Genomic DNA, 12,780 nt, shown 5'->3' on the forward strand with positions numbered 1-12,780 from the left:
ATAAAAGTGATGACGAATTATTTTAACAGTCTTTCTTTACGTGAACAATTAGCCCAATTAGGAACCTGTAGGTTTATGGGTAGTGATGAATTCAGCGACGGAGTGGCTGCTTTAAAAGGAAAAAAGATAGTGATTGTGGGCTGCGGCGCTCAAGGCCTTAACCAGGGCTTGAATATGCGAGATAGCGGCCTTGATATTTCTTATGCGCTTCGGGATGGAGCTATTAAGGAAAGGCGCCAATCTTATAAAAACGCTTCAGAAAATAATTTTAAAGTCGGGACTTACGAAGAATTGATTCCCACAGCTGATCTGGTAATTAACCTAACGCCAGATAAACAACATACTTCGGTAATAAAAGCGATTCAGCCGCACATCAAAAAAGACGCGGTGCTTTCTTACTCTCACGGTTTTAATATGGTGGAAGAAGGAATGAAAATTCGGGAAGATATTACCGTAATTATGGTGGCGCCAAAGTGCCCCGGAAGTGAAGTTAGAGAAGAATATAAAAGAGGTTTTGGAGTGCCGACTTTAATTGCCGTACATCCAGAAAACGATCCACATGGAATTGGTTTTGAATGGGCTAAAGCTTATGCCGTATCCACTGGTGGTGACCGTGCCGGAGTTTTGGAATCTTCTTTTGTTGCTGAAGTAAAATCAGATCTTATGGGTGAGCAAACCATATTATGTGGAGTGCTGCAAACCGGGTCTATTTTGAGTTTTGATAAAATGGTGGCTGAAGGTGTGGAGCCTTCTTATGCTTCAAAATTGATTCAATATGGTTGGGAAACCATCACCGAAGCCTTAAAACACGGCGGAATCACCAATATGATGGATAGGCTATCAAATCCTGCCAAGATAAAAGCTGATGCGATTTCCGAAGAATTAAAGCAGATATTGCGTCCGCTTTTTCAAAAGCATATGGACGATATTATTTCGGGAGAATTTAGTAGCCGAATGATGCGCGATTGGGAAAATAATGACAAAGAATTACTGGAATGGCGTGCCGCAACCGGAGAAACCGCTTTTGAAAAATCTGAAGCCACTTCTAAAGAAATAAAAGAACAGGAATATTTTGATAAAGGTGTATTGTTAGTAGCTTTTGTGAAATCCGGTGTAGAACTGGCTTTTGAAACTATGGTAGAGGCAGGCATTGTGGCAGATTCGGCTTATTACGAATCGTTGCACGAAACTCCTTTAATTGCCAATACCATAGCCAGAAAGAAATTGTTCGAGATGAACAGGATAATTTCTGATACGGCAGAATACGGTTGTTATTTATTTGATCATTCGGCGAAACCACTTATTAAAGATTATGTGAACGGCTTACCAAAAGAGGTGATAGGCCATTCTTTTGGAACCGATTATACCGGAGTTGATAATCAGCAGTTAATAGCCGTGAATGATGAAATTAGACAACATCCGGTAGAAAAAGTAGGCGGAAGGTTACGAAAAGCGATGACCGCAATGAAAAAAATACAGGAATAAAATGGATACTTTGCTGGCAGATAAAAAAATATACAAACCTCAAGTTGAAGCTGTAAAGGAAGCGGCTGAGCGAATTTCTAAAGTGGTGGTAAAAACACCGCTTATGCAATCTTTTACTTATACTAACAAATTTTCAGCTAATGTGATGTTGAAAAGAGAAGATTTGCAACAGGTTCGTTCTTATAAAATTCGTGGGGCTTTTAATAAGATTTCAAGCCTACCACAAGAACAACTTAATAAAGGGGTTATTTGTGCCAGCGCCGGAAATCACGCGCAAGGTGTAGCTTTTGCCTGCAATAAACTGCAGGCAAAAGGCGTGATCTATATGCCAATTACCACTCCCAGGCAAAAAGTGGAACAAACAAAAATGTTTGGCGGAGAATGGGTTGAGGTAGTTTTAAAAGGGGACACTTTTGATGATTCTTTTAAAAGCTCGATGAAGCACGCCGAGAAATTCGGATTGGTTTTTATTCATCCTTTTGACGATGAAAAGGTAATTGAAGGCCAGGCTACTATTGGTTTAGAAATTCTGGAACAGGCAAACGAACCTATAGATTATGTTTTTGCTCCTCTTGGAGGTGGCGGACTGTTAGCCGGAATATCTTCTATGTTCAAAGAGCTTTCTCCCAATACTAAAATAATTGGCGTAGAGCCCGAGGGTGCCGCGTCCATGACCTCTTCTTTGAAAGAAGGGAAACTGGTAGAATTAAAATCTATAGAGCGATTTGTAGATGGCGCTGCCGTGCAAAAAGTAGGTAGTCGCAACTTCGAGATTTGTAAAGAAAATCTTGATAAAATGATTACGGTTCCTGAGGGTAAAATTTGCCAAACCATTCTTGATCTTTATAACCAGGATGCTATTGTGGTAGAACCCGCCGGGGCAATGGCCATAAGTGCGCTCGATTTTTTTGCTGAAGAAATTAAAGGTAAAAATGTTGTGTGCATCGTTAGCGGAAGTAATAATGATATCACCAGAACAGCTGAAATTAAAGAACGTGCTTTATTGTATGCAGGCTTAAAACATTATTTTGTAATAAGCTTTCCGCAACGGGCAGGTGCATTAAAAGATTTTCTGGAAAAAGTTTTGGGACCAAAAGACGATATTACTCATTTTGAATATTCTAAAAAGCATCATAGGGAAAACGCTCCCGCGGTTGTGGGTATAGAAATAAACGATCCGGCAGATTTTGAGCCATTAGTTGATAGGATGAAAGCGAATAATTTTTACGGGGAATATCTTAACGATAAGCCTAATTTGTTTCAGTATTTAGTATAAATATTTTGTTGGTTAAAATAATTATGTACATTTACAACATGCTTTCAATGAGACAAATAGTATTTCCCGTTTTTCGCTTCTTCCCGCGCCGCCGCAGGTAAGAAAAACACCCTTATTTTCTTTTTTTAATATTATTTGATTTTAATTATAATTTGAAAGATTCACAAAACATACCGTCCAATTTAGATTTCAGAATTACTTCTGAAATCACACCTATTCGCCGCCGCTACCCGCGTCGCACGTTTGTGCGTGTATAATTTATATGGAACTTAGGTGAGTCCGGTTCCCCTTTCAAAAAGACCAAATCAAATTTTATTTTCTCATTAATTTCTTAGCAAATGAAGATTATCATTGCTAATAAATCTCACGCTCCATATGCTGAGATTATTTGTACAACTATAGAAGAATCTGCAAAGGTTCGAGGCACGGGTATTGCCCGCCGAACTCCCGAATATATCATTGGTAAAATGGAAAAAGGGAATGCGGTTATTGCTTTAGACGGTGAAAAATTTGCCGGCTTCTGCTATATCGAAACCTGGAGCCACGATAGGTATGTGGCAAACTCAGGCCTAATTGTACACCCCGATTTCAGGAACCAGGGTTTAGCTAAAGAGATCAAAGAAGTGGTTTTTAATCATTCCAGAAAAATGTATCCCAACGCAAAGATCTTTGGGATCACTACCGGTTTGGCTGTGATGAAAATAAATTATGAGTTGGGCTATCAACCCGTCCCTTTTTCTGAATTAACCGATGATGACGCTTTTTGGAAAGGTTGCCAAACCTGCAAAAATTACGATATCCTTACCAGGACTGAACGTAATATGTGCCTTTGCACCGGGATGATGTATGATCCTGAGAGAAAAAAGGACACTAAGAAAACACAGAAAAAGGAAAGTTTAAATGATAAAGCTTTTAAAAGGCTGAAGAATATTAAACAAACCCTGTTTTACAAAAAGGAGAAAAACGAGAATTGAATAGTTCCTTCCCTTTCAAGGGAAGGTGGCAGGCGAAAGCCTAACGGAAGGGTTCAACCACCCCGCAAGCCTTTCAGGGAGGAGAAATATAAAATATTAGTGAATTCGTGGCGAACCCCACGTTTTAAATTTAAAAAATGAAAAAAGTAGTTATAGCATATAGTGGAGGTTTAGATACTTCCTACTGCGCAAAATATTTATCTAAAGAAGAAAATTTTGAAGTCCACGCGGTAAGTGTGAATACCGGAGGATTTTCAGAAGAAGAAGTGAAGAAAATTGGAGAAAACGCACAAAAAATAGGGGCAAAGACCTATAAGAATATCGATGCAGTTTCCTCATTTTACCATAAAGTGGTGAAGTACCTAATCTTCGGAAATGTTTTAAAGAACAATACCTATCCACTATCGGTTAGTGCTGAAAGAATTGTACAGGCCATAGAGATCGTGAATTACGCAAAAAGTATTGATGCTAAATATATTGCTCACGGTAGTACAGGAGCGGGAAACGACCAGGTGCGTTTTGATATGATCTTTCAAATTATTGCTCCGGAAATTGAGATTATTACGCCAATCAGGGATAAGCAACTCAGTAGACAGGAAGAAATTGAATACCTTAAGCAGAATGGCGTGGAAATGAATTGGGAAAAGTCAAAATATTCAGTGAATAAAGGTCTTTGGGGCACCAGTGTTGGTGGAGCCGAAACTTTGACGTCAGAAAAACCTTTGCCCGAATCGGCCTTTCCTTCCCAGCTTCAGGAGGAAGAACCGAAACAAATCAGCTTGACATTTTCACAAGGTGAACTTTCCGCGGTAAATGGAAAAGATAATTCTCCTGAGAAGAATATTGAGATCCTGGAAAATATCGCTTCCAAGTATGCAATTGGGCGAGACATCCACGTAGGTGATACAATTATTGGAATTAAAGGTAGAGTGGGGTTTGAAGCTGCCGCAGCCTTAATTACTATTAAAGCGCACCATTTACTGGAAAAACATACGCTAAGTAAATGGCAATTGCAACATAAAGATTATTTGGCTAACTGGTATGGTACGCATTTGCACGAAGGCCAGTATTTAGAACCTGTAATGCGAGATTTGGAGGCTTTTTTAGAAAGTTCACAAAAGCAGGTTAGCGGAGAAGTTTTTATCACTTTGCATCCTTACAGATTCACTTTAGACGGAATTAAATCTGAAAACGATTTAATGAATTCCGGATTTGGAAATTATGGTGAAGAAAATAAAGCCTGGACCGCCGATGATGCTAAAGGATTTATAAAGATTCTATCGAATGCGGGAAAGATCTATCAACACGTTAATGCAGAAAAATGATAAAAGCAGGAATAATAGGTGGCGCCGGTTATACGGCCGGAGAACTCATCAGGATCTTAATAAATCATCCAGAGGTAGATCTGGACTTTGTGTATAGCACCTCCCAACCGGGGAAACCTGTTGCAGGTGTTCATCAGGATTTACTGGGTGAGATCGATCTGCAGTTCAGCGGAGAGATCAATAAAAATGCAGACGTGGTTTTTCTATGTCTGGGACACGGAAATTCGATAAAATTCCTTGCTGAAAATCAGTTTTCAGAAAAAACAAAAATTGTAGATCTAAGTACCGATTATCGAATGAATGGCGAACATGCTTTTGTTTACGGTTTACCTGAATTCAATAAAGAAAAGATCAAAAAAGCTGATTTTATAGCTAATCCCGGATGTTTTGCCACGGCTATCAGTTTAGCAATTTTGCCACTTGCGAAAGCCGGATTGTTGCAGGATGAAGTGCATATCAATGCGGTAACCGGAGCAACCGGAGCGGGAACTTCACTTTCGGCTACTACGCATTTTACCTGGAGAGATAATAATTTTTCCAGTTACAAAGCTTTTGAACATCAGCATTTAAATGAAATAGGGCAGAGCTTAAAGCTACTTCAGAATAACAAACTCCCGGAAATTAATTTTATTCCAAATAGGGGGAATTTTTCTAGGGGAATCCACGCAACTGCATATACAATGTTTGAAGGAAGCCTGGAGGAAGCCAAGGCGATTTATTCTGAAGCCTATAAAGATTCGGTATTTACGTTTGTGGTAGAGGAAGAGCTGCATTTAAAACAAGTAGTAAACACCAATAAATGCCTGCTGAAATTACAGAAATTCGGTAATAAGATTTTAATAACCAGTGTAATTGATAATTTACTGAAAGGCGCTTCCGGGCAGGCAGTTCAAAATATGAACTTGATGTTTGGTTTTGAGGAAACTACCGGATTAAAATTAAAAGCGAGTTATTTTTAATGAGATATGCCACTAATACACAAATATAATTGATCGAATAAAAATGAAAGGCGTCATCCTGAACTTGTTTCAGGATCTAATTCCCTTAGGAACCGGAATTAAAACCTGTAAGGTTTCATAAATATTCGTGAATTCGTGGCAAACCAACTAAAACCAAAAATATGAAAATAGCCATCATAGGAGCCGGAAACCTTGGACTTTCCATAGCCAAAGGACTTATTGTGAACAATGCGTTTACCACGCTTTACCTCACAAAACGAAAGATCGAGGAGCTTCAGGAGTACGAAGAATATTCAAAAGTTACGGTAACTAAAGATAATCGGGAAGCCATTCAAAATTCCGATATCCTTGTTTTTGCGGTTCAACCTATGCAAATGGAGCGCATTTTGGAAGAGATTAAAGATCAGCTTACCGAGAAACATGTTCTTATTTCTACCGTCACAGGCTTTAAGATCGCTGCTATGGAAGCTATTGTTGGCAGGGATCAGTTTATTGTGCGTTCTATGCCCAACACGGCAATTGCCGTGGGTAAATCAATGACCTGTCTTTGCAGCAACGAAAAAGGTGAAAAACGCATCGCGATCGCTGAGGCTATTTTTAATCGATTGGGCACAAGTATTATTATTCCGGAAAACAAAATGCAGGCTGCTACGGTGATTTGCGCCAGTGGAGTCGCTTTTTGGATGCGACTGATTCGCGCTACCACCCAGGGCGCTGTGCAACTTGGTTTTGATGCTAAAGATGCGCAGCAACTGGCTATGCAAACCTGTTTGGGTGCTTCCAGCTTGCTTATTGAATCTGGAAAACATCCCGAAGAGGAAATCGATAAAGTAACTACGCCACGAGGTTGCACTATAGAAGGCTTAAACGAAATGGAACACAACGGACTTAGTTCTTCACTGATAAAAGGAATCCAGGCTTCCTTCAAGAAAATAAACACCATTACAACCGACTAACTATGGAATTATTTGATGTTTATCCGCTTTACGATATCACCCCGGTGAAGGGCAAGGGCGCTTTTGTTTATGATAAAGAAGGAAATAAATACCTCGACCTTTATGGCGGTCACGCGGTAATTTCTATTGGTCATTCTCATCCTGCTTATGTGAATTCAATTTCTAAACAGGTTTCAGAACTGGGTTTTTATTCAAATTCGGTCAAAAATCCTTTGCAAAATAAACTTGCCGATAAGCTGGAAAAACTTTCAGGAATAGAAGATTACAGTCTGTTTTTATGTAATTCGGGGGCTGAAGCAAATGAAAATGCGCTCAAAGTTGCTTCTTTTCATACCGGGAAAGACCGCGTGATTTATTTTAAAAATGCTTTTCACGGAAGAACTTCTGGAGTGGTTTCGGTGACTGACAATGAAAAGATTAAAGCACCCTTCAATCAAAATCATAGAGCGACGAAAATAGCTTTTGAAGATTCTGAAGCGCTTGAAAATGAGTTGAAAAAAGGCGATGTGGCCGCAGTTATTTTTGAAGTGATCCAGGGCGTTGGTGGCCTGGACGAGGCTTCTTCCGAATTTTATCAAAAAACAGCTGAATTATGTGAAAAATATAATTCAGTTCTAATTGCAGACGAGGTGCAGTCCGGTTACGGTAGGACTGGTGATTTTTTCGCCTTTCAGAAGCACGAAATTCGACCTGATATCATTTCCGTCGCCAAAGGAATGGGGAATGGATTTCCAATTGGCGGTGTTTTAATCGATAAAGCTATTGAAGCAAAACGCGGAATGCTGGGAACTACTTTTGGTGGAAACCATTTGGCTTGTGCCGCGGGGATTGCGGTTTTGGAGGTTATTGAAAAAGAAAATCTTTTAAAGAATGCTGCTGAATTATTTGAATATGTAAAGCAGAAAGCGTCTGATATTCCACAGATCAAAAAGATCAAAGGACGTGGATTAATGATTGGTTTAGAATTCGATTTTGAGATCGCACAATTGAGAAAAGAGTTGTTGTATAAACATCAAATTTTTACCGGTGCTTCTGCCAACAAAAAACTACTGCGGATTTTACCGCCTTTAAATATTAAAAAAGAGCATTTTGATGAGTTATTTAAAGCTTTGAAAATTGTTTTAAATTGAACAACTACCACGTCGAACAAAGGCGAGATTTAGTTAATTAAGTGATTTCAGTATTAAAAGAATCACTTTCAAAAAAATCGTCAAGCTGAACTTGTTTCAGCTTCTAATATGTTCGATCCTGAAATAAATTCAGGATGACGAGATTGAGAACTTTTAGATTGCATCAAAAGAAAGAAAATAGAATGAAAAATTACACTGAATTATCAGACATAGAAGATTTACAGCAATTAATTACTGAAGCGCTAGAGCTGAAAAAAAGCACATCTACTTTAGAAATTGGTAAAGGGAAGACCCTGGGAATGCTGTTTTTCAATCCCAGTTTACGTACGCGTTTAAGTACCGAAAAAGCCGCGAAATTGTTGGGGATGGAAGTGATGGTAATGAATGCAGGAAGTGATAGCTGGAAGCTGGAGTTTGAGGATGGGGCAATAATGGATTCTGATAAAGCTGAACATATTAAAGAAGCAGCCGCCGTATTATCACAATATTGTGATATTATCGCAGTACGGGCGTTTCCTGATTTAAAGGACAAAGAAAAAGATGAGGCTGAAACGGTATTGAATAGTTTTAAAAAATATGCTTCTGTACCTGTTGTAAATCTGGAAAGTGCTACCGGACACCCATTGCAGGCACTTACCGATGCGATTACTATTTCAGAATTAAAGAAAAAAGACAGACCAAAAGTTGTGCTTAGCTGGGCTCCACATCCAAAAACTTTACCGCAAAGTGTACCCAATTCTTTTGCTGAAATTATGCAAAAACTGGATGCCGATTTTGTGATCACCAATCCGGAAGACTATGATTTGAACCCAAAAATCACTAAAAATATTCCAGTTATGCACGATCAGGCTGAGGCTTTAAAAGATGCCGATTTTGTGTATGTAAAAAACTGGAGCAGTTATGAAAGTTACGGTCAGAAATTAAGTGAAGACCGAAACTGGACTTTTTCTGCGGAAAAATTAAAACTTACCAATAATGCAAAAGTGATGCATTGTTTGCCGGTTAGAAGAAATATGGTAATTGCTGATGAGGTTTTGGATTCAGAAAACTCCGTGGTGATTCAACAGGCGGGAAACAGAACTTTTGCTGCGCAGGCGGTTTTAAAAAGGGTTTTAAAAGAAAAAGTAAAGGAAACAGAATTGGGGAAGAATGCTTAAGCTCTTGTAAGTTCGAAAGCAGTTGAGAAAACATTTAACTAGGTTTGCCATCTCGACTCCGCTCGATGTGACATATAATTGAAGACCAAAATTTAAAAAATGAAAAACGAGCTTTTAAAAGTTGTAAAAATAGGAGGGAAGCTTATTGAAAATGAAACTAAGTTTTCAGCCTTCCTTGAAGATTTTGTTGCTTTAGAAGGTCCCAAAATCCTGGTTCACGGCGGCGGAAACCTCGCTACCGAAATTGCAGGAAAACTCGGTTATAAAACCCAAATGTTCGAAGGGCGGAGAATCACCGATGCCGATTCTATTAAGGTGATCACTATGGTTTATGGAGGCTTCATCAATAAAAATATTGTTGCTAAACTTCAGGCACTTCAAAACAATGCAATTGGTTTAAGTGGTGCCGACGGGATGAGTATTACTTCCAAAAAACGTCCTGTTAAGGAAGTCGATTTCGGTTTTGTAGGAGATGTCGAGAAGGTGAATTCTAAGTTTATCGATTCCCTATTAAAACAAGATATTACGCTGGTTTTTTCGGCAATTTCCTGTACAAAAGAGGGTGTGCTTTTAAACACAAATGGTGATTCTGTTGCCGCGGAAATCGCCAAGGCGATGAGTTCAATTTATGAAACCGAACTTTATCTCTGCTTTGAGAAAAAAGGCGTTTTGGCCGATACAAAAAATGAGGATTCGGTAATTGAAGAAATTAATCGGGAAAAATACCGGGAACTACTTGAAGGAAAAATAATAAATGATGGAATGCTTCCTAAACTGCACAACAGTTTTCATGCTTTGGGAAACGGGGTTAAGAATATATTCCTGGGAGATTTCAGGTTATTAAAGAAAGAATCAGTTTATACTAAAATCACGAATTGATGATGCTCGAAGAATTACAAAGGGATGCTTTAGCATTACTAAAAAATCTTATTAAAACGCAATCCTTCTCAAAGGAAGAAGATAAAACAGCCGAATTACTGGAAGAATGGTTTCGAACTAAAGAGATGACCTTTTATCGGCATTTGAACAATGTTTGGGCTACCAATAAATATTTTGATCCGACTAAACCAAGCTTGTTGCTGAATTCTCATCATGATACGGTAAAACCTAATTCAGCATATACTCGAGATCCATTTGAAGCCAAAATTGAAAACGGTAAATTATATGGTTTGGGTAGTAATGATGCCGGTGGTTGCCTGGTTTCTTTACTCGCTACTTTCACCTGGTTTTATGAAGCCAAAGATCTGGAATATAACCTGATTTTTGCAGGAACTGCCGAAGAAGAAATAAATGGCAAAAACGGGATTTCCTGTATGTTGCCTAAAATGCCCAAAGTTGATGTTGCCATCGTTGGGGAGCCTACATTAATGCAATTGGCAATTGTCGAAAAAGGCCTGGTAGTCTTTGATGCAAAAGTAAAGGGAACTCCTTCACACGCCGCTCATCCCAATGATAATAATTCGATCTACAAAACAGCAGAAGCTTTAAAATGGTTTCAGGAATTTGATTTTCCGAAGGAATCTGAAGCTTTGGGTAAAGTAAAACTTACGGTAACCCAGATCAATGCCGGTAGTCAACATAACGTTGTGCCGGGACACGTAGATTTGGTAATAGATGTACGGGTGAATGATGCTTATTCCAACGCTGAAATTGAACAAATTTTACAGGAAAAAGCTCCAGTAGATGAAATATTTGCGCGCTCGCTTCGGTTGAATTCTTCTTCAATTCCTAAGAAGCACGAGTTAGTAAAGGCTGGAATTGCTTTAGGAATGGAAACTTATGGTTCACCTACACTTTCCGACCAGGCGATGTTAAGTTGTCCTTCTTTGAAATTGGGTCCGGGGGATTCCACCAGGTCGCATTCCGCAGATGAATTTATTTATGTGAAAGAAATTGAAGAAGGGATTGAAAAGTATATAAAATTGCTTGATAAGGCTTTTAGATGATAACCAGGAAAAAGACTGATTAATGATGTATACTTTCGTCAAGCTGAACTTGTTTCAGCTTCTAATTTCTTCAGGGTTCTAAAACATTAGATCCTGAAATAAATTCAGGATGACGCTTGCAACATGTTTCAAATGACTTGAACAAAAAAATAAAACTATGAAACTCTGGGATAAAGGATTAGCTATAGATAAAAAGATCGAAAAGTTTACGGTGGGAAATGACCGGGAACTTGATATGCACCTTGCTGAATACGATTTAAAAGCTTCAAAAGCTCACGCAAGAATGCTAGGGAAAGTTGATATTCTGACTTCAGAAGAAGTGAAAAGTATAGAAATAGAATTAGAAAAACTTCAGCAGCAACTTGAAAATGGAAGTTTTGAGATTGAAGAGGATTTTGAAGATGTACATTCTAAAATTGAATTTGAACTTACAAAAGTGCTTGGGGATACCGGTAAAAAAATCCATACAGCCCGATCCAGGAACGACCAGGTTTTGGTAGCTATGCAATTGTATTTCAAAGAAAATTTGAAAGAGATTTCTGGTAAAACAAAACAATTGATAGATGTTCTTTTAGGCCTTGCAGATAAACATCAGGAAAAATTGCTTCCTGGATATACGCATTTGCAGGTAGCGATGCCCTCGAGTTTCGGTTTATGGTTTTCAGCTTACGCAGAATTGCTTATCGATGATCTTTATTTGCTCGAAGCCGGGTTGAAAGTTGTAGATCAAAATCCGTTAGGTTCTGCGGCAGGTTATGGCTCTTCTTTTCCTATAGATCGGGAATTCACCACCAAAGAGTTAGGGTTTTCTACTCTAAAATATAATGTAGTGGCGGCGCAATTGGGACGTGGAAAATGTGAGCGAACAGTGACTTCGAATATTTCTTCAGTAGCAAATACACTGGCTCGTTTCGCTATGGATATTTGTTTATATATGAGTCAGAATTTCGATTTTATCACCTTCCCCGATGAACTTACCACAGGCTCCAGCATTATGCCACACAAGAAAAACCCCGATGTTTTTGAATTGATTCGTGGGAAATGCAACAAGTTGCAGAGTATCGCCAACGAGATGATTTTAATTACTAATAATTTACCGAGCGGTTACCACCGGGATTATCAACTGATAAAAGAAAACAGTATTTATGCGGTAGAAAATATTAAAGAAATCCTTGATGTTTTTATTCACTCCATCGCTTTAATTAAGGTGAAGGATATCAATTTACAGGATGAAAAATATAAATATCTTTTTACGGTAGATAGTATTAACGATTTGGTGATGCAGGGAAAATCTTTTAGAGAGGCTTATCAAATAATTGGCGGCCAGGTGCAGGAAGGAACTTATGAAGCTGCTAAAGGAAAAAAGCATTCACATTTAGGAAGTAAGGATAATCTGGCGCTGGAAGAAATTAGGAGAAAAAAAGATCAGGCCTAGGTTTTTGAATTTTTATGTGAGTTTAGATTAAATTAATAAGATCCCGACAAAAAAGTCGGGATAGTTCTACCAACAGATCCTGGAAGCTATTCAAGCTCCCAGGATCTGGGTATCACTAAAAAACCCCCCACAAAACC

11 protein-coding genes are annotated in these 12,780 nt (G+C 38.6%); all 11 read left to right on the forward strand.

Annotated elements, in window-relative coordinates:
- Nucleotides 1-9 precede the first annotated feature (9 nt).
- The 11 genes from ilvC to argH all read left to right on the forward strand — a co-directional run bounded on the left by ilvC (nt 10) and on the right by argH (nt 12,643).
- A complete protein-coding gene (gene ilvC / locus B5440_RS00260; RefSeq protein WP_070052641.1) occupies nt 10-1,485 on the forward strand; it encodes a ketol-acid reductoisomerase in 1,476 nt (491 codons plus the stop codon).
- A gap of 1 nt (nt 1,486) precedes the next feature.
- Nucleotides 1,487-2,761: a threonine ammonia-lyase IlvA gene (gene ilvA, locus B5440_RS00265; RefSeq protein WP_070052640.1), complete on the forward strand. Its 1,275-nt coding sequence runs from the start codon at nt 1,487-1,489 to the stop codon at nt 2,759-2,761.
- A gap of 338 nt (nt 2,762-3,099) precedes the next feature.
- Nucleotides 3,100-3,735, forward strand: a complete 636-nt coding sequence (locus tag B5440_RS00270; protein ID WP_070052638.1) for a GNAT family N-acetyltransferase — start codon at nt 3,100-3,102, stop codon at nt 3,733-3,735.
- Nucleotides 3,736-3,872: 137 nt separating this feature from the next.
- Nucleotides 3,873-5,060: an argininosuccinate synthase gene (locus B5440_RS00275; protein WP_070052636.1), complete on the forward strand. Its 1,188-nt coding sequence runs from the start codon at nt 3,873-3,875 to the stop codon at nt 5,058-5,060.
- Nucleotides 5,057-6,019, forward strand: coding sequence for an N-acetyl-gamma-glutamyl-phosphate reductase (gene argC / locus B5440_RS00280; protein ID WP_070052634.1), 963 nt, complete (start codon nt 5,057-5,059; stop codon nt 6,017-6,019). Before B5440_RS00275 ends, argC begins: the two co-directional genes overlap by 4 nt.
- Nucleotides 6,020-6,180: 161 nt before the next feature.
- Complete coding sequence (gene proC, locus B5440_RS00285) at nt 6,181-6,975, forward strand: pyrroline-5-carboxylate reductase (protein WP_070052632.1); 795 nt, start codon at nt 6,181-6,183, stop codon at nt 6,973-6,975.
- 2 nt (nt 6,976-6,977) lie between these two features.
- Complete coding sequence (locus tag B5440_RS00290) at nt 6,978-8,105, forward strand: aspartate aminotransferase family protein (protein ID WP_070052630.1); 1,128 nt, start codon at nt 6,978-6,980, stop codon at nt 8,103-8,105.
- 182 nt (nt 8,106-8,287) lie between these two features.
- A complete protein-coding gene (locus B5440_RS00295) occupies nt 8,288-9,262 on the forward strand; it encodes an N-acetylornithine carbamoyltransferase (RefSeq protein ID WP_070052628.1) in 975 nt (324 codons plus the stop codon).
- 99 nt (nt 9,263-9,361) lie between these two features.
- Nucleotides 9,362-10,141, forward strand: a complete 780-nt coding sequence (gene argB / locus B5440_RS00300) for an acetylglutamate kinase (RefSeq protein WP_070052626.1) — start codon at nt 9,362-9,364, stop codon at nt 10,139-10,141.
- Nucleotides 10,141-11,208: a M20 family metallo-hydrolase gene (locus tag B5440_RS00305; RefSeq protein WP_070052624.1), complete on the forward strand. Its 1,068-nt coding sequence runs from the start codon at nt 10,141-10,143 to the stop codon at nt 11,206-11,208. The genes argB and B5440_RS00305 overlap by 1 nt, the downstream gene beginning before the upstream one ends.
- A gap of 157 nt (nt 11,209-11,365) precedes the next feature.
- Complete coding sequence (gene argH, locus B5440_RS00310) at nt 11,366-12,643, forward strand: argininosuccinate lyase (RefSeq protein WP_070052622.1); 1,278 nt, start codon at nt 11,366-11,368, stop codon at nt 12,641-12,643.
- Nucleotides 12,644-12,780 lie beyond the last annotated feature (137 nt).

It is taken from the genome of Salegentibacter salarius (genome assembly GCF_900168265.1).
In the GTDB taxonomy this organism is placed as follows: Bacteria; Bacteroidota; Bacteroidia; order Flavobacteriales; family Flavobacteriaceae; genus Salegentibacter; species Salegentibacter salarius.